Annotated in this window: 19 protein-coding genes, 1 tRNA gene, 1 other RNA gene and 1 pseudogene; 18 read left to right on the forward strand and 4 right to left on the reverse strand. The window is 57.3% G+C overall.

Annotated features, from left to right (window positions below):
- Positions 1–35 precede the first annotated feature (35 nt).
- The 9 genes from ACEPPP_RS14020 (at position 36) to fae (ending at position 7,500) form a co-directional block, all read left to right on the forward strand.
- Positions 36–112: transfer RNA gene (locus ACEPPP_RS14020), tRNA-Met, on the forward strand.
- Positions 113–322: 210 nt separating this feature from the next.
- Positions 323–1,306 (forward strand): nucleotidyltransferase domain-containing protein, encoded by a 984-nt coding sequence (locus ACEPPP_RS14025; RefSeq protein ID WP_374087674.1) that lies wholly within the window; start codon positions 323–325, stop codon positions 1,304–1,306.
- Complete coding sequence (locus ACEPPP_RS14030; protein ID WP_374087675.1) at positions 1,299–1,961, forward strand: HAD family hydrolase; 663 nt, start codon at positions 1,299–1,301, stop codon at positions 1,959–1,961. The genes ACEPPP_RS14025 and ACEPPP_RS14030 overlap by 8 nt, the downstream gene beginning before the upstream one ends.
- 65 nt (positions 1,962–2,026) lie before the next feature.
- The gene (locus ACEPPP_RS14035; protein WP_374087677.1) at positions 2,027–2,989 is read left to right on the forward strand and encodes a beta-ribofuranosylaminobenzene 5'-phosphate synthase family protein; all 963 of its coding nucleotides are present in this window, start codon (positions 2,027–2,029) and stop codon (positions 2,987–2,989) included.
- A gap of 46 nt (positions 2,990–3,035) precedes the next feature.
- Positions 3,036–4,130 carry an ATP-grasp domain-containing protein gene (locus ACEPPP_RS14040; RefSeq protein ID WP_374087678.1) on the forward strand — a complete coding sequence of 365 codons (1,095 nt, stop codon included), beginning with the start codon at positions 3,036–3,038 and terminating at the stop codon, positions 4,128–4,130.
- Position 4,131: 1 nt separating this feature from the next.
- Positions 4,132–5,115: a methenyltetrahydromethanopterin cyclohydrolase gene (mch, locus tag ACEPPP_RS14045; RefSeq protein ID WP_374087680.1), complete on the forward strand. Its 984-nt coding sequence runs from the start codon at positions 4,132–4,134 to the stop codon at positions 5,113–5,115.
- Positions 5,116–5,124: 9 nt separating this feature from the next.
- Positions 5,125–6,045 (forward strand): RimK family alpha-L-glutamate ligase, encoded by a 921-nt coding sequence (locus ACEPPP_RS14050; RefSeq protein ID WP_374087682.1) that lies wholly within the window; start codon positions 5,125–5,127, stop codon positions 6,043–6,045.
- Positions 6,042–6,890, forward strand: a complete 849-nt coding sequence (locus tag ACEPPP_RS14055) for a triphosphoribosyl-dephospho-CoA synthase (RefSeq protein WP_374087684.1) — start codon at positions 6,042–6,044, stop codon at positions 6,888–6,890. Before ACEPPP_RS14050 ends, ACEPPP_RS14055 begins: the two co-directional genes overlap by 4 nt.
- 100 nt (positions 6,891–6,990) lie before the next feature.
- Positions 6,991–7,500, forward strand: a complete 510-nt coding sequence (gene fae, locus ACEPPP_RS14060) for a formaldehyde-activating enzyme (protein ID WP_374087686.1) — start codon at positions 6,991–6,993, stop codon at positions 7,498–7,500.
- 58 nt (positions 7,501–7,558) lie between these two features.
- On the opposite strand, the gene ACEPPP_RS14065 is transcribed toward fae, so the two are convergent.
- The gene (locus ACEPPP_RS14065) at positions 7,559–8,245 is read right to left on the reverse strand and encodes a HisA/HisF-related TIM barrel protein (protein WP_374087688.1); all 687 of its coding nucleotides are present in this window, start codon (positions 8,243–8,245) and stop codon (positions 7,559–7,561) included.
- Positions 8,246–8,349: 104 nt separating this feature from the next.
- Here ACEPPP_RS14065 and ACEPPP_RS14070 point away from each other — a divergent pair, with 104 nt between their 5' ends.
- From ACEPPP_RS14070 to crp, 6 genes and pseudogenes are all read left to right on the forward strand, one after another.
- Complete coding sequence (locus ACEPPP_RS14070; RefSeq protein ID WP_374087690.1) at positions 8,350–9,339, forward strand: ATP-grasp domain-containing protein; 990 nt, start codon at positions 8,350–8,352, stop codon at positions 9,337–9,339.
- A complete protein-coding gene (locus ACEPPP_RS14075; protein ID WP_374087692.1) occupies positions 9,336–10,379 on the forward strand; it encodes a hydantoinase/oxoprolinase family protein in 1,044 nt (347 codons plus the stop codon). The genes ACEPPP_RS14070 and ACEPPP_RS14075 overlap by 4 nt, the downstream gene beginning before the upstream one ends.
- Positions 10,380–10,543: 164 nt before the next feature.
- Entirely contained in the window at positions 10,544–10,762 is a 219-nt protein-coding gene (locus tag ACEPPP_RS14080; protein WP_374087693.1) for a hypothetical protein, read from the forward strand.
- A 100-nt stretch (positions 10,763–10,862) separates the two neighbouring features.
- Positions 10,863–11,540, forward strand: a complete 678-nt coding sequence (locus ACEPPP_RS14085; protein ID WP_374087695.1) for an ISAzo13 family transposase — start codon at positions 10,863–10,865, stop codon at positions 11,538–11,540.
- Between the two features lie 40 nt (positions 11,541–11,580).
- Positions 11,581–11,769 (forward strand): annotated as a pseudogene (locus ACEPPP_RS14090) (AAA family ATPase); the annotation flags it as partial.
- 289 nt (positions 11,770–12,058) lie between these two features.
- The gene (gene crp, locus ACEPPP_RS14095) at positions 12,059–12,712 is read left to right on the forward strand and encodes a cAMP-activated global transcriptional regulator CRP (protein WP_374087696.1); all 654 of its coding nucleotides are present in this window, start codon (positions 12,059–12,061) and stop codon (positions 12,710–12,712) included.
- Positions 12,713–12,750: 38 nt separating this feature from the next.
- Here crp and ACEPPP_RS14100 read toward each other — a convergent pair whose 3' ends face one another.
- The 3 genes from ACEPPP_RS14100 to ACEPPP_RS14110 are packed head-to-tail and all read right to left on the reverse strand — an operon-like array spanning position 12,751 to position 15,162.
- Positions 12,751–14,148 (reverse strand): FAD-binding oxidoreductase, encoded by a 1,398-nt coding sequence (locus ACEPPP_RS14100; RefSeq protein ID WP_374087697.1) that lies wholly within the window; start codon positions 14,146–14,148, stop codon positions 12,751–12,753.
- 18 nt (positions 14,149–14,166) lie between these two features.
- The gene (locus ACEPPP_RS14105; protein WP_374087698.1) at positions 14,167–14,754 is read right to left on the reverse strand and encodes an SIS domain-containing protein; all 588 of its coding nucleotides are present in this window, start codon (positions 14,752–14,754) and stop codon (positions 14,167–14,169) included.
- 9 nt (positions 14,755–14,763) lie between these two features.
- Positions 14,764–15,162 carry a YraN family protein gene (locus ACEPPP_RS14110; protein ID WP_374087699.1) on the reverse strand — a complete coding sequence of 133 codons (399 nt, stop codon included), beginning with the start codon at positions 15,160–15,162 and terminating at the stop codon, positions 14,764–14,766.
- Between the two features lie 131 nt (positions 15,163–15,293).
- Between ACEPPP_RS14110 and rsmI the strand changes: the two genes are divergently transcribed.
- From rsmI to mraZ, 3 genes are all read left to right on the forward strand, one after another.
- Positions 15,294–16,166, forward strand: coding sequence for a 16S rRNA (cytidine(1402)-2'-O)-methyltransferase (gene rsmI, locus ACEPPP_RS14115; protein ID WP_374087701.1), 873 nt, complete (start codon positions 15,294–15,296; stop codon positions 16,164–16,166).
- Between the two features lie 50 nt (positions 16,167–16,216).
- Positions 16,217–16,614, forward strand: an RNA gene (gene rnpB, locus ACEPPP_RS14120) — RNase P RNA component class A.
- Positions 16,615–16,976: 362 nt separating this feature from the next.
- Positions 16,977–17,444 carry a division/cell wall cluster transcriptional repressor MraZ gene (gene mraZ / locus ACEPPP_RS14125; RefSeq protein WP_374087703.1) on the forward strand — a complete coding sequence of 156 codons (468 nt, stop codon included), beginning with the start codon at positions 16,977–16,979 and terminating at the stop codon, positions 17,442–17,444.
- Positions 17,445–17,467: the final 23 nt, after the last annotated feature.

The following is a 17,467-nucleotide window of genomic DNA, read 5'->3' on the forward strand; positions in this document are numbered from 1 at the left end:
TTTATAATTCCGCTTCTTTTTGAAGATCTCAAGAAGGCGATGTAGCTCAGCCGGTTAGAGCGTGGGATTCATAACCCCAAGGCCGGTGGTTCGATCCCACCCATCGCCACCACGAATTCAAGGCCCTGCGAGAAATCGCAGGGCCTTTTTTATTGCCTGCCGAAAGCTAATGGCGTCGTTGTGACAAGGTCGAGGCGTGGGGCGGCGAATCGCTTCGGCTCTCAGGATTGCCTATCGATTAGACAGGCCGGCCGTTGCCCGGTAGAATCTGACTGGCATAAGAATTTTATAAATTTCTCTGATTGTCTGGGCAATTCAGTGGATGGCGATGCTTTTTTCGCCAGTGTTTTTTTCTGCATTCATCTCCGATCTGTTCATGTTTTTCCCCAAAGACTTCATCGAAACCGCCGAAGGCCTGTTGTTTGCGGTCGTCAACCCCGGTCTGGAGCAGGGCAAGGCGCTGTGTTTTTTGCGCTATGTAAATGACGGCGGCCGCTGGCGCAAGCAGGCGACCGACGAGGCGAATGCCTTTTTGCGCAAGCATCATCCCGATTATCTGCATTATTCGCCCGTGCTGGATGCGGAGTTGCACGCGGTGGATGTCGAAAGAATCGCCAAGCGCCATCAGCCTAGGCAGCGCCTCTTGCATATCATGCAGAGTGAACACCATGATCCGATCGAGCGCGACGTTTTGATGCTCGGCGAATTGCTCAAGCAACAAGGAATGGACCTGGAAAGTGTCGGCATCACCGGTTCCGTCCTTGTCGGCGTGCAAAAAGACGGTTCGGACATCGATCTGGTCTGTTACGGGCGCGAGGTATTCCATCGTTGCCGGGCCGCCGTCCGGGCATTGATCGAACAGAAACGTTTGCAGGATCTGGCCGACAGTGACTGGCAGGAATCGTATCGCCGCCGGGATTGTTCTCTGAGTTACGAGGACTATGTCCGGCACGAAAAGCGTAAATTCAACAAGGCGATGGTGAATGGCCGCAAGTTCGACCTGAGCCTGATCGAGCCGGAGGAAGCGGGCGGTCAGGAGTGCTATCAAAAGCTTGAGCCGATTACGTTGATCTGCAGGATTACGGACGATATGCGCGCGTTCGATTATCCGTCCGTTTACCGCATCGAGCATGAGGCGATTTCCTTCATCGTCTGTTTTACAGCGACTTATACCGGTCAGGCATTTAATGGTGAGCTTGTCGAAGTGTCTGGCATGCTCGAACGGAATGCACGGGGCGCGCAGCATATCGTGGTCGGCTCCAGCCGAGAGGCGCGCGGCGAATACATCCGGGTGATCGATGCTTAGGCGTGCCGAGATTGCGGCAGTCATCTTCGACATGGACGGCCTGGTGCTCGATACCGAAAAAACTTATCGGATCGCTTGGCGCGAAGCCGGCCGGGCGATGCGTTATGACTTGCCGAATGCATTTCTCGAGGCGTTGACCGGCTTGGCCATCGATGCGGTGCTGCGGGAGATCGAAGGCTTCTGCGGTCCCGGTTTCGATACGGGCGAGTTTAACCGCCTGAGCGCGGTGTGCTGGCGCGACTATGTCGAGCGGCGCGGCATCGAGGTCAAGCGCGGCTTTCACTTGCTTCGGGATTATCTCGATCGGGAAGGCGTCCCTTTTTGTCTGGCGACCAACAGCACCTTAATCAATGCAGAAGAGTGTCTGCGCTTGGCCGGGCTCGAAGGCGTCTTTGCGACGCTGATCGCGCGCGATCATGTCGAGCGCGGCAAACCGGCGCCCGATATTTTTCTGCAGGCGGCGGCGGCGCTCGATGTGGCGATCGATCGCTGCCTGGTGTTGGAAGACTCATCCGCCGGCATCGAGGCCGCGGCCAGGGCGGGCGCTTTGACGGTGATGGTGCCGTCGGCCTTGCCGGTGGATGCGGCAACGGCGGCGCGTTGCCGGTTCGTGCTGAACGATCTCAGCGAACTGCTGGAACTGGTGCGCGGCTAGGTCGCCGCTGTCAACCCGATCATGTATAATTAGGCGTTTTTTAATGCAGTCTGTGAAATAATCCCTTGCAATTTCGACATCAGAAAGTATCGGTGACCGCGCCGGCCCGGCTGCACATGGGTTTTATCGACTTGAGCGGTTCCCTCGGGCGGCATTTCGGCAGCATCGGCGTGGCGCTGAATGAGCAGGCGACCCGGTTGACGGTGGCCGGCGCGGATCGGCGCCTCATCTCGGGGCCTTCCTCCGCGCGCGCGGAAAAATGCTTGGCGACCCTGTGCAAGGCGCTCGAGGTGCCGGATACGCTCGAAATCCACATCGAAAGCGCGATACCCGAGCATGTCGGCCTCGGTTCGGGCACACAGATGTCGCTCGCGATCGGGGCGGCCTTGAATGCGTTTTATGATTTGGGCCTGAGTGTGCGCGACATCGCCAAGGTAATGGTTAGGGGGCTGCGTTCCGGTATCGGCATCGGCGTGTTCGAGCAGGGCGGCCTGGTCGTCGACGGCGGCCGCGGCGAACATACGGTTACGCCGCCGCTGCTGGCGCGGATGGCGATTCCTGAGGCTTGGCGTTTTATTCTGGTATTCGACAAGCGCGGCCAGGGGCTGCACGGCTTGCAGGAAATTCAGGCGTTTCAGGAACTGCCGCCGTTTCCCCGGCGCGAGGCAGAGCAATTGTGCTATTTGCTGTTGATGCAGGCGCTGCCGGCGATCGCCGAAAACGACATCGTCAGGTTTGGCGAGGTGATTACGCGCCTGCAGCGTTCGGTCGGCGAGCATTTTGCGGCGGTGCAGGGCGGTATTTATACCAGCCCGGAGGTGGCCGCCGCGATGGAGTGGCTGGCAGAGCAGGGCGCGGTCGCGGTCGGGCAAACGTCCTGGGGGCCGACCGGGTTTTGCATGGTGAATGGTGCCGGCCGGGCGGAGGCTCTGGTCGAGCTGGCGCGGCGAAAATTTGCGGCCAGCGATACGCTGGTGTTTATCGGTGCGAGCGCCCGCAACAGCGGCGGGCTGGTGGTTGTCGAGTAATTATTTTAGTTAAACGGACCTGCGAAAGCGGATAAGGGTATGTCCTATGAATCGTTCAAAATGTTTGCTGATTGTCGCAGGTTCCGGTCGCATGCTGGCCGAGGCGGCGCGTAAAGCCGGATTTCAGGCCTTGGTGCTCGATCTTTATGCCGACCTGGATACCCGGATGCATTCGATCAAGGTGCGCCGGGCGCCGTCGTTGGCGGTCGAGCATGTGGTGCCGGTGCTGGAGGATTTGATCGGGCATTACGATGTCGGCCAGGTCGTTTACGGCAGCGGCCTGGAATCGCATCCGGAAACCCTGGATTATCTGAGTCAGCGCTTCACGGTCCTGGGCAATACACCGGCCGTATTTCGCAGTCTTCAGGACAAGGCGGTGTTTTTTGCCGCGCTGACCGAGCTGAAGATTCCTTTTCCGGAAGTTTCGTTTGCGATGCCTTACTCGGGCCAGGCTTGGCTGAGCAAGCCGATGCGAGGGCAGGGCGGTTTGGGGATTCGCCGTCATGATCCGAATTGTCCCGTCCGTGAAGACGTTTATTGGCAGAAATTCCAGCCCGGAACGCCGGGCTCTGTGCTGTTTTTGGCCGACACGCGAGACGCCCGGGTGATCGGCTTCAATCTGCAATTTACCGCCCAGTTGGAGGCCGGTCTTGAATTTGCATTTTCCGGCCTCATTAATCACTCGACTTTATCCCGCAGTCAGAAAATGCTGATTTTCGACTGGCTGACCCGCTGCGTCCGGGCTTTTGGCTTGAAGGGACTGAATTCGCTCGATTACATCCAGGACGGCGAGCGCGTCTATGCCTTGGAAATCAATCCGCGCCCGTCCGCGAGCATGCAGTTATACGGCGATTTGCTGACGCATCATGTCGCAGCCTGCGAGGGCCGGTTGCCGGATGAGTTGCCGAAGCAGCGAGGTTTTGCAGGTTTCCGGGTCGTTTATGCCGATAAGGACTTGCGCGTTTCCGATGCCTTCGACTGGCCCGAGTGGACGCAGGACAGGCCGGGTGTCGGCGCGGTTTGCCGCCCGGGGCAGCCGGTGTGCAGCATCATCGCCCGCCGCAGCGAGCCGCGGCAGGTGTTGGCGGCGCTGGCGACCCGGCAGCAACAAATTTTCAATCAATTAATAAAGGTTCAGTGAGATGGAATATCAAGCGAGTGTGAATAAATTGACCCAGCCCCTGGTGCAGCATTTGATCGCGAATGCGGACAAGTTGCGGGTGGCGGTCGAGACTCTCGGCAACGGCTGCACGATCATCGATGCCGGCATCAAGGTGCCGGGCGGTCTCGAAGCAGGCCGGATCATCGCCGAAATCTGTCTCGGCGGCATGGGCACCGTCACGCTGAGCCACAGTCCTTACACCGCGAACTGGCCTTTGACCGTAAACGTGCATACCGGCAATCCGGTATTGGGCTGCCTCGGCAGCCAGTATGCAGGCTGGAGCCTGTCGCACGAGAAATATTATGCGCTCGGCTCGGGCCCTGCGCGCGCGCTGGCGACCAAGATGAAGGAAGGCAAGGAGGAGCCGGTCGAGGAATTGTACAAGGAGCTGGGTTACCGCGACAGCTTCGATTCGACCGTGCTGGTGATCGAAAACGATGCGATTCCGCCGCTGGAGATAGTCGAAAGAGTCGCCAGTGCCTGCAAGGTCGACCCCAGCAAGTTGACCATCATCGTGACGCCGACCAGTTCGCTGGCCGGCGGTTTGCAGGTCGTCGCGCGCGTGCTCGAGGTTGCGATGCACAAGGCGCACGCACTGCATTTCCCGCTCGAAAACATCATCGACGGCTCCGGCAGCGCGCCGGTTTGTCCGCCGCATCCGAACTTCGTGAAGGCGATGGGGCGCACCAATGACGCGATCCTGTTCGCGGGCCAGGTGCATCTGTTCGTGAAGGGCAGCGACGAAGCGGCCGAAAAGCTCGCGAAAGAATTGCCGAGTTCGACCTCGAAAGACTATGGCAAGCCGTTCGCGGATATTTTCAAACAATACGAATACGATTTCTTCAAGATCGATGCGATGCTGTTCAGTCCGGCCAGCGTGATCGTGACCGCGGTCGAATCGGGCAAGAGCTTCCGTGCCGGCAAGCTCGACAATGCCTTGCTCGATCAGTCTTTCGGCGCGTAAAAGGCATTCGTGCGCCGCATCGCAATCTTTACCGACGATCCGGGCTGGCACGGCAAACGGCTGACGCAGGCGTTTGCCGAGTACGGCTGCCGGGCGGAATACGTTTCGCTGACCGAATGCCGGTTGATGCTGGCCTCCGGCCGCTTGCCGGTCTGGATTCCGGGATTCGAACAGGCGCTGCCCGACGCGGCGTTCGTGCGCGGGGTGCCGGGCGGCTCGCTCGAGGAAGTGGTGCTGTATCTGGATATTCTGCACGCGCTGAGGCTGCTCGGGGTTCCGGTCTATAACGACGGCCGCGCGATCGAGCGCAGCGTCGACAAGGGCATGACCAGTTTTCTGTTGCAGCGCGCGGGCCTGCCGACGCCGCCGACCTGGGTGCTGCGCGATCCGGAGGCGGCGCGGCGGATCGCCGAAGAGGAATTGCAAGACGGTCATTTGTTGATCAGCAAGCCGTTGTTCGGCTCGCAGGGCGAAGGCATCCGCCGGATCGAGAAAATGACCGATCTGTTCTGGCTGACCTCGAGCCGCGGCGTCTATTATCTGCAACGCTTCGTGCACGCGGCGGGAGAGGGATATTACGACCATCGCGTGTTCGTGATCAACGGCCGTGCGGTCGCCGCGATGCGGCGACTCGGCAAGTCCTGGTTGAACAATGTGGCGCAGGGCGCGGACTGCGAATGGATTGAGGCGGGCAGTGAACTGGCCGAGCTGGCGGTCAGGGCCGCTCAAACACTGGAGATGGATTATGCGGGCGTCGACATCATGCTCGACCGGGACGGGCATTACACGGTGATCGAAGTGAACAGCGTGCCGGCCTGGAAGGGACTCGAAAGCGTTTGCGCGGTGAATGTCGCGGAGCTGCTGGTCGATGACCTGCTCGGGCGCTATCTGGGGCTGAGCCGCTCTCGGGTGTCTGCCGAAATTTCATGATCGCTCCGGCAACGCTCGAAGCGCTGTTTCGCGAAGCCTGCGAAATCGAATTGCAGGCGTTCAAGCCGGGCAATGTCAGCGTCTATGCGGACGGCCACGACATGACCGTAGCCGACTTCCGGCTGAGCGCCGAAGTCAGTGCCGGGCCCTTGTGCAATCCGGCTTATTCCCTGGGCGAGAAAATCTATTACGCGGTCAAGGCGACGCGCGAGGCGGTCGGCTGCAATACGAACCTCGGGATTTTACTGCTGTGCGCGCCGCTGGTGCAGGCGGCGGCTCAGTCGAAGGGTGAGCCCTTGCGGCAGGCTTTGGGTTGCGTGCTGTCTTCGACCACGATCGACGATGCGGACTGGGTTTTCAAGGCGATCACGCTGGCCGCTCCCGGTGGGCTCGGCAACGCGAGCGAGCAGGATGTGCATCAAAAAGCCAGCGCGAACCTGCTCGAAGCGATGCATTTGGCGGCATCGAGAGACCGCATAGCCTTTCAATATAGCTCAAATTATCAAGATATATTCGATTTCTCCACAAGATTGTATTACAATGTTATAAGTGGAAGGATTGGTCGTAATTGGGCGGCTCTGCTGGTTTATGCCGGATTGCTAAGCCGATTTCCCGATAGTCATATCGAAAGGAAGTATGGTGACCAATACACCGGGATGGTAAAAGCCAGGATGGCTGAGCTTGGCGATGCGCTTCTGAAAGCTGAAAGTCCCGAGCAAATGTTGCCGTTGCTTTACCAGATAGATCAGGAATTCAAGTCCAAGGGCATCAATCCCGGGACGACGGCCGATCTAACCGTGGCAACACTTTTTACGGTATTGTTGGAAGATAGCTTGAACGCTTGATGTAGCCATTACAGCTATGTCAGTCGCGGTATCCGCTAACCATCGTAATGATACTGGAATCATTTTTTTTAACTTTTTTCTTCACAGGGGAAAAACAAGCATGGCTAAAATCAATAAATTGTGCGTTGGTGAATCTTTAGTTGGCGAAGGCAACGAAGTTGCACACATCGACTTGATCATCGGACCCAGAGGTTCTGCTGCTGAAAGCGCATTTGCAATCGCTTTGACCAACAACAAAGACGGTTTCTCTACTTTGTTGGCCGTTGTTGCTCCAAACCTGATGGTTAAACCAGCAACCATTTTGTTCAACAAAGTCACCATCAAAGGTGCAAAACAAGCCGTGCAAATGTTTGGCCCAGCGCAACGCGGTGTGGCGATGGCTGTTGCAGACAGCGTTGAAGACGGCACCATCCCAGCCGACGAAGCCGATGACCTGTTCATCAGCGTGGGTGTTTTCATCCACTGGGCTGCTGAAGACGACGCGAAAATCCAAGAATACAACTATAAAGCCACCAGAGAAGCAATCGCTCGCGCTGTTGCCGGTTCTCCTACCGCTGCTGAAGTTGTTGCTGCCAAAGGCACCGCGAAACACCCATTCGCTGCCAACTAATCAGCTTTTAGCTTTTTAGGCGCACAAAAATACCCCACTCGTTGGGGTATTTTTTTGTCTAAAGCGCGGCGAGTTCGGCGCGTCCGATCGCGCCGGAATGCAGCGCGCTGGCGACCAGCGCCTGTCGAATGCCGATTTTTTTCAGTGCCAGCAAGTCTCCCAGGTTTCTGATGCCGCCGGCGGCGATGAAATTTTTACCGGGATGATTTCTGCAAAATGCCGCCAGTCTTTCCAAATCCGGGCCTGACCCGCTGCCGACGCGCTCCAGCGTCATGATGATAATGTCGTTCGGCCAATAGCGTGGCTTGGTAAACAGGTTTTCGGCGCCCAGGCGTTTTGTGCCGATAGAGTCCAGCGACAAAATAAAGTCCTGCGCGTAGGTTTCGAGCAGGCTCACGCCGTCATCCCGCAGCGATTCGCTGCCGAGCACCGTTTTGATGTTGTCGGGCTGATGGCCCCGCGGCGGTCCGGTACAGAGGCCGCTGTCGAGCCAAAAGGTCAGCTGAGGAAAACGTTCGGCCACGGTGTGGATCAAGGCTCGATGGTCGCCTTGCCGTTCCAGCGCATTCAGATCGGCGATATAAAAAATCGTAAAATCAAATAAGTTCAGATAGGCGTCGATCACCGCGCTTATGTCCGCGGACGGGCACAAATCGGTATGAATCGGCAAATAAGACTCGCGCTTGCCCTGCCTCGCGTGCACGACAACGCCGTCTTTCAAATCGATGACCGGAATGACTTGCATGATGTAGGGAGTTCATCCAAAAGCTTAAGGCGGCAATGATACAATATTCCGTTTGATGGCATCGAGCTATACGGCGGGAAAAAACGAATGTTAATGGGTGCGCAATGAAAATTCTGGTGTTCGAATACATCAGCGGCGGCGGTTTCAATCGGGAAAAGTTGCCCGCATCGCTGGTCCGCGAAGGGCTGATGATGCTTAAGGCCCTGCTGGATGGCCTGGACGAGATTCCGGGACTGGACGTGACGGTGATGCTCGATGCGCGTCTTTGGGATGAGCTTGCACCGCCAACTGCCGAGATAGCGGTGATCAGCCCGCAAGACGACTGCTTCGAACGTTTCGAACAGTTGGTCGAACGGCACGATGCGGTCTGGCCGATCGCGCCGGAGTTCGATGCGATTTTATTCACCTTGTCGCAGACGGTCGAGCGTCTCGGCAAAACCTTGCTGGCGTCGGCTTCGGAGGCGGTGCGCTTGGCGGCGGACAAATACGCGACCTATCACTGTCTGGCAAGCCGGCAAATTCCGACCGTCGCGACCCGGCTTTTCGACGAGTGCGCCGGCTTTCCGGGGGAGAGCATCGTCAAGCCGATAGACGGCGCCGGCTGCGGCGACAGTTACCTGCTTCGGGATGCGGACGGCTTCGAGCGGGCGGCCGGGCGGCTGCGGGGCGAAGGCCATTATATTATCCAGCCGCATATGCAGGGCGAGAAAACCAGCCTTTCCTGTTTGTTCAAAAACGGACAGGCCTGGCTGTTGTCGGTCAATTTGCAGCAATTCGACATCGTCGATAATCAGTACCGGCTGTCCGCCATTCGCGTCAATCATCGCTTTGATCCGAGCCCTTATCGGGACTTGGTCGCGCAGATCGCGAGCGCGGTGCCGGGCTTATGGGGCTACGCCGGCATCGACCTGATCGAAACGCCAGGGCAAGCGCTGGTGCTGGAAATCAACCCTAGGTTGACGTCTTCCTTCGCGGGGCTGAATTCCGCCTTGGGGGTCAATGTCGCCGCGCTGGTCTTGCAGCTATTGCATGGCGATCCGGTCATTCGGCGCGGCGCGAATCAAACGGTAACCGTTCAAATAGGACATCCATGACAAATGAAATAATCGGCTGGGACATCGGCGGCGCGCATGTCAAAGCCGCCGTATTGAACGGGCGAGGCGAATTGGCCGCGATCATGCAGAAGCCGTGCCCGTTGTGGCTGGGGCTCGATAAACTCAGGGCGGCGGTGGCGGCGGTGATGAGCGAATTGCCGCCCGCGCCTTATTGCCATGCCATCACGATGACCGGCGAACTGGTCGATCTGTTTGAGGGACGCGATGACGGCGTCAAGACGATCATCGCGGCGATGAGCGAGCTTTTACCGGGCGCCGATCTTTTGCTTTATGCCGGCAAGCTGGGCTTTCTGAAGGCGTCAGAGGTCGATCACAATCATTATGCCGCGATAGCGTCCGCAAACTGGCTGGCCAGCGCAAGTTATGCCGCGCAGCAAGTCGGCAGCGGCCTGTTCATCGACATCGGCAGCACCACGACCGATATTTTGCCGTTCGATCGAGGCCGGGTAATCGCCGAAGGCTATACCGACTATGAGCGCTTGGTGGCGCAGGAGCTGATCTACACCGGCATCGTCAGGTCGGCGGTGATGGCGATTGCGGACAGCGTCGAAGATCAGGGCCGGGAGGTCGGGCTGATGGCCGAATATTTCGCGACGATGGCCGATGTGTACCGGGTGACCGGCGAGTTGAACGAGGCGCACGACCAGGCCGACACGGCCGACGGCGCCGAAAAAACGGTGCTGGCGAGCGCCAGGCGGCTGTCGCGGATGATCGGCTGCGATTTCGATCCCAAAGATCTGTCGCGCTGGCAAGGATTGGCCGAAAACCTGCGGCAGAAGCAATTGGATAAGATTCAACGCGGCATTGAAAAACAATTGGCGCGAGGCGGGCTTGCCGCGCCGAGTCCGTTCGTCGGAGCGGGCGTGGGGCGCTTTTTGGTCAGGCGGCTTGCCGACAAGATCGGGCATCCTTATCTCGATTTCTCGGCCTTATTCCCGGCCGTTCTCAATGCAAACGGCATGACCGCCGCCGATTGCGCGCCGGCGGTCGCGGTCGCCTGCTTATCCCAAGCGGCTTGACGGCGCTTAGGGTTCAATTCCCTCTGCGCCTGGCCTAATCACGCTTAGGATTTCGTCAAAATCAACTTCACTAAATGAAAGCGAATTGGCGGATAATAACACGCCATCGACAACGCAAATCTCAACAGGACATGATTGGTTACGAGCCCGCAATAGAAGTCAAAATGCAACGCCTTTTTGCGAGCCTATCCGAGAAAGATAGGCGCCGCTATGCCGGCATAGAAACCGCCAAGCTGGGGCATGGCGGCATTGATTATATCGCCCGGCTATTTGCCCTGGACCCCAAGACCATCCGCCGGAGCCAGTTGGAACTCGACGCGACCGATGACCCGGCAGCGGATCGGGTCCGAAAAAAAAGGTGGGGGCCGGAAAACGGCGCTTGAGCAATCAGCGCAGTTGGAGACTCACTTTCTCGGCCTGTTGACGGACTTCACCGCCGGCGACCCGATACCCGCAAGGGGCACAAGTGCGCGAAGGCGTCTTGTGGACGAATCTGTCGTGTGGCGAAATCAGTCGGCGCTTGGCCGCGAAAGCGACGCCGGTCAGCCCGAATACGGTGCGCAAGCTGTTGAATACACACAGGCGCCGGTCGACACCCTGGATCATGACTTTCCCAGCGCCGGCAGCGGGAAATTGATCCCGCATGGCCTCTATGATTTGGCGAGGAACGAAGGCACGATACACCTCAACACCAGCCACGATACCAGCGAATTGTGCTGCGCCAGTATTGCCCAATGGTGGCAACGCCACGGCAGTCGGCATTATCCCGAAGCGCGCAGGTTACTTATCCTCTGCGATGGCGGCGGCAGTAATGCCGCCAATCGCCATGTGTTCAAGGAAGCGTTGCAGGCGCTGGCGACTCAGTTGGGGCTGGAAATTCGCATTGCGCATTATCCGCCGTATTGCTCAAAACACAATCCGATTGAGCATCGCCTGTTTCCGCACATCACCCGTGCCTGCCAGGGCGTCGTCTTTCATTCGCTCGCCATTGCCAAGCGCTTCATGGAACAGGCAAGAACTTCCACCGGATTGAAGGTCACGGTGGAGGTGTTGGCGGGTGTTTACGAGACCGGGAAAAAATGCGCCGCGGATTTTCTCGAAAACATCAGGATCGTTTTTGATGAACATCTTCCTCGTTGGAATTATCGGGCTTTTCCGTAGGGGGATTTCGGGAAGTTATTTTTGAGCGAATCCTAAACGGATGAGCGAAAGTTTGAACGACCTGTTGGCCGCCGCCAACCAAATCATCCTCGGCAAGGACCGGCAAATCCGTTTGGCCGTGTGCTGCCTGCTTGCAAAAGGCCATTTGCTGATCGAGGATGTGCCGGGCGTTGGCAAGACGACCTTGGCGCATACGCTGGCGCGGCTGTTCGTTTTGAATTCTCAGCGTAAGCCGAAGATTTCGAAGTCAGGCTGTACAAGAGTTTCCGTCGCAGAATGGCCAAGGAGGGTATTCGAATTCGTCCAACTGCGCTATGGTCGATCTTGTCCGGAGGGTGGTATCAGCCAACTGAAAAAACGGATAAAGGCGATTTTCCCTTGGATGCCCTTTCAATTTCCGCAAGATAAGGTTCGTTACAGAAAATAAGCTACATTTGTGTTGGACTGCGTAGTTTTTTTGCTAAACTCGACACAGTAGAAAACCCTTTTCAGCAAGGATCGCCGCGGACGAGAGCATCATGTTAAAAAACACACCGGTATCGAACCAAGAGGCACTGAACGCATTTTTGCAGTTGTGTCATAAAAAGAAATATCCCGCCAAGGCGACCGTGATCCGGCCCGGCGATGTCGGCGATCGGCTGTATTTCATTATCGAAGGCTCGGTCAGTATTTGCGCCGAAGACGAAGAAGGCAACCAGGAGATCATCCTGGCCTATCTGAACAAAAATGAGTTTATCGGCGAAGTCGGTGTTTTCAAAGGCACCGAGGTGAGGAAAGTCAGCGTAAAAACGCGTAGCCCGTGCCATTTGGCCGAGATCGGCTATGACCGCTTCAAACAGGTGTTGAAAAAGGAGCTCTTGGATTATGCGCCGGACCTGCTTTATCTGTTGGGGGACCAATTGGCGTCGCGCTTACTGATGACCAGCCGCAAGTTTTGCGATCTGGCTTTCATGGATGTGGAAGGAAGGATCGCGCGGACTTTGCTCGATTTGAGCAAACAGCCCGACGCGATTACGCATCCGGACGGGATGCAGTTGCATATTACCCGCCAGGAAATCGGCCGCTTGGTCGGCTGTTCAAGGGAGATGGCCGGGCGCGTGTTGAAGGAGCTGGAGGAAAAAGAATTGATCAGCGCGCACGGCAAGACGATCGTGGTGTTCGGGACCCGCTAAGGGGGCTTATCCAAAGCAATTTTCTCGTTGCATTCGCATCAACCCGGCGGCAATAGCTTGCCGGGATTCAGTATCCCGTTCGGATCGAATTGACGTTTGATCGCACGCATCAGTTCGAGCGCATTCGCGTCCAGTTCACGGTCGATAAAATCGCGTTTTTCCAGGCCGACGCCGTGCTCGCCGGACAATGTGCCGCGTAGCGCCAGAACCAGTGTAAACACCCCATCGAGGCAGTCTTGCGCCTTCCGACTTTGTTCCGGGCTGTTAGGGTTCAGCAATAAATTCACATGAATATTGCCGTTGCCGGCGTGGCCGAAGTTGATGATCGGCAGTTTGTATTTGGCCGATAGCCGATTGAGTCCCTCGATCAACTCGGGAATCGCGGTGACCGGCACGACCACGTCTTCGTTGATTTTTTTCGGAGCGATCTTGCGCAGGGCCGGGGCCAGGGCCTTGCGGGTTTGCCAGAGCGCTTCGACTTCCTGCCGGGTGGCGGCGATGCGAAGGTCGAGCAGGCCGTCGTTGCGTGCGGCTTCGGCAACCTTGGCGGCGGCGCTGTCCAATCCTTCGCGGGGACCGTCGACTTCGATCATCAGCAGGGCACCAGCCTGTGCGGGCAGGTCGCAGGCGGAATGGCCGCGGATCATCGCGATCGCGTTGCCGTCGATGAATTCGAGCGCGCACGGCACGATCGGCTGCGCCATGATCTTTGACACGGCTTCCGCCGCATCCAGCACGCTTCGGTAGACGGCCCTGAGGGTCTGGGTCGCTTCCGGCAGCGGCGTCAGTTTCAAGGTCGCTTCGGTGATGATCGCGAGCGTGCCTTCCGAGCCCAGCAGCAGGCGCGTCAAATCGTAGCCGACCACGCCCTTGCTGGTGCGGACGCCGGTGCGGATTTCGAGGCCCGCGCCGGTGACCGCGCGCAGGCCCAGCGTATTCTCGCGTGGCGTGCCGTATTTAACCGCGCGCGGCCCCGCCGCATTGCAGGCCAGATTGCCGCCGAGGCTGCAATAGGCCGCGCTGGTCGGGTCGGGCGGCCAGAAAAAGCCTCGGCTGCCGGCAATTGCCTGCACTTCCTCGTTGGTCAGGCCAGGCTCGACGATCAGGTAGCGGTTCTCTGGCGAAAATTCGAGCACCTTCTTCATCCGTTCGAGCGACAAGACCAGTCCGCCCTGAAGCGGAACGGTCGCGCCGACGGTGTTGGTGCCGCGCCCGCGCGCGGTCAACGGAATTCGGTATTGGTTGCAGGCGTCGACGATTCGGGCGACTTGCTCATGGCAGGCCGGGAACGCGACCGCTTGTGGCAGGGAGTGGCGGCGGCTGTTGTCGTAGCCGTAGGCCCAGCAGTCTTCGGGGCGGGTCAGAACGGCCTTCGGCGGCAGGATAGCTCGGAGCCGGGACAAAAATCCGGCCGCCAATTCGGGGCGCTTATCCACGGCCGCGGCGCAGACTGATCAGCCGCCGAAGATTTGGTAGTCGATCAGGTCGCATAGGCAGTGCGTGATCATCAGGTGGGTTTCCAGGACGTGCGCGGCGGAGTTCGACGGCACGCGCAGCTCCAGGTCGTTCTCACGCAACAGCGGCGCGATGCTGCCGCCATCCTGGCCGGTCAGCGCGATTACCGCAATATCCTTGTCGTGCGCGCTGTTGACCGCTTTCAGGGTATTCGCGGAATGGCCGCCGATCGTATAAACCACCAGGATGTCGCCGCTGTGGCCGAGGGCCCGGAGCGGCTTGGCGAAAACGTCGTCGTATTGCATGTCGTTCGCGATCGCGGTCAGCATGGTCATGCCGGTGCCGAGCGCAATCGCCGGCAGCGAGGGGCGGTCGCGTTCATAACGATTGACCAGCGAGGCGGCCAGCAATTGTGCGTTGTTGGCCGAACCGCCGTTGCCGCAGGCCAGGATTTTATTGTCGTTGAGCAGTGCATGAACGAGGCGTTGCGAGGCGAAGCCGATCAGCTCGGACAGATTGGCCAGCGCTTCCTGCTGGGTATGGATGCTGTTCGTGAAATGGTTGATGACGCGTTCTTGTAAAATCATGTGCGGGTCTTACGATGAAAAGGCATTGGGTATCCACTCGATGCCGCCGTCGCCACTGATCGCCACCACGTCGAAGCGAAGCGGACAGTCGAGTTTTTGCTTGGATAAATACACCTGGGTCGCGGCTATTATACGCGATTGCTTGTTGCGGGTGATGCTTTCCAGGGCGCTGCCGTATTGGCTCGATTGGCGGAACCTGACTTCGACGATTACCAGCGTTCGGCCGTCCTTCATGATCAGATCCAGTTCGCCGTGCTTGCAGCGAAAGTTCCGGCCTACCGGCGTCAGGCCCTTGTCGAGCAGGAATTGCCGGGCCTTATCTTCCGCAGCATTGCCGCGCACGAGGTGGGGCGCCTTGGCGGGAATGCCGGCGAGCAGGGTCAACAGCGAGGTTTTATTATGCTTCATGAAGTCAAAGGTTGGGTTGCGGCGGGTTATAATCCCGTACTTTGAAGATTAACCAGCATTTCAGCAAGCAGGCGGCGATTTTGGCACAGTTTTTCCGGTCTGTCTTGATGGGAGCTTTGATGGATGGATGCATGATCAGCGAATGTGGCAAATTGTATGTGGTAGCAACTCCGATAGGGAATCTCGGCGACATCAGTTACCGGGCCGTGGAAACGCTGCGGCGGGTCGATCTGATCGCGGCCGAGGATACCCGGCATATCAAGACCCTGTTGCAACATTATGGCATCAATCAGAAAGTCATCTCGCTGCATCAGCATAATGAAGAGCGCGCCTCGGCGGATTTGCTCGAAAAACTGCGTGCGGGCCTGTCGATTGCGCTGGTGTCTGATGCGGGGACGCCGTTGGTCAGCGATCCCGGCATGCCGCTGGTGCGGATGGTCAGGGATGCCGGCATCGAGGTTTCGCCGCTGCCGGGGGCCTGTGCGTTGATCGCGGCCCTATCGGCGGCGGGCTTGCCGACTGCGCGGTTTACATTTGAAGGTTTCGCGCCGAGAACGTCGGCGGAAAGAAAGTCTTTTTTCAAGGCCAAGGCCGCATCCCCCGATACCTGGATTTTTTATGAGTCCTGCCACCGCGTGCTGGCGTCCTTGCGGGACATGGGCGAGGTGCTGCCGAAGGATCGCCAGATCGTGATCGCGAGGGAGCTGACCAAGCTGCATGAAACGATCGTCAAAACCACGCTGGCCGAGGCGCAGGCCTTGGTCGAAACCGATCCGAATATGCAGAAAGGCGAATTTGTGATCATTGTCGAAGGGGCGCCGAAAGAGGATCTGCGGGCCGAGATTTCGGCAGAGCAGCAAAGAGTGCTCGAGATTTTGCTGCAAGACTGTTCGGTTTCAACCGCCGTTGCACTGGCGGTCGAGATCACCGGGGCGCGCAAGAAAGCGTTATATCAGGCGGCTTTGGCTATTGGTTCGGAAAAAGGGGGCAACTGGCGGAGTTAATCATTTATATTCTTCGATTATGACAGTATTGTGATACACTATGCGCTGAAAGAGTCGGCTGGGCAGTCGCTGTTTCATCGTAATGATGGAATGGAGGAAAGTCCGGGCTCCATAGGGCAGGGCGCCAGGTAACGCCTGGGAGGCGCGAGTCTACGGAAAGTGCCACAGAAAATATACCGCCCATCTTCTAAATTTCCTGAAATTTTTGACCCCTGTCAAGGCTTCAGGAAATTTAGGGGCTGGGTAAGGGTGAAAAGGTGCGGTAAGAGCGCACCGCGTCTCTGGTAACAGAGGCGGCATGGAAAACCCCGCCCGGAGCAAGATCAAATAGAGGAACAAACGCGCGGCCCGCGCGGTTCCTGGGTAGATTGCTTGAGTTGCAAGGTGACTTGCAACCTAGATGAATGGCTGTTCAAGACAGAACCCGGCTTACAGGCTGACTCTTTCAGTTTTTATTTTCCTTTCTTCTTTGGGTTAACCCAAACGTTCAAGCTTCATCCTTTTTTATATCGATCCTTCCTTTCCTGCGTTCTTTCCTCCGGATTGTCGATTTTTTCGGCCGCGTATCTATTTTTAAGCATTTCTAAAGTAATTTCTTATTGTTCGCTTATAACCTTCTGATACAAAAAAATTATTTTTTGTCCTGCCGTTTTTCATTCTGGCGTTCGAATGCGCTCTCTGTAAGTCATTGTCAAAAAAGAAAGAAATTTGTGATAAAGGCTCTTGACTCTGGTTCGCTAGAAATCTATAGTGACACTTAAGTGGTAAAAAGTGGAAAATTTTGGTTTTTTCTAGTTCCGGGGGGAGTTTTTGTTTCGGGGCATCAGTTCGCTCAATCTTGACGACAAGGGGCGCCTGGCAATTCCGACCCGTTACCGGGACGAACTGCAGGAGTGTTGCGATCGTCAACTGGTGGTGACCGTCGCAGTCAACGAATTGTGCGTCGGCGAAGCCGGCTGCCTATGGCTCTACCCGCTGCCCGAATGGGAAAAGCTCGAACACACGATCAGCAAATTACCGACGTTAAATAAGATGGCGGGTAAATTACGCCGCTTTCTGATCGGCAATGCTTCGGAATGTGAAATGGATGCGCAGGGCAGGTTATTGCTGCCGGAAAAACTCAGGCGTTTTGCTAGCATGGAAAAAAAAATCGTTTTAGTCGGACAGTTGAACAAATTCGAAATCTGGAATGAAGACGCATGGACGGCCAAGGAAGCCGAATGGCTGGCCGGCGATGACAACGACGGATTGGACGAGCTCGGCCCGTTATCATTTTAAGTTGTCATTTTAAAGAGAAAAAC

Source organism: Methylomicrobium lacus (genome assembly GCF_041897535.1).
Taxonomy (GTDB): domain Bacteria; phylum Pseudomonadota; class Gammaproteobacteria; order Methylococcales; family Methylomonadaceae; genus Methylomicrobium; species Methylomicrobium lacus_A.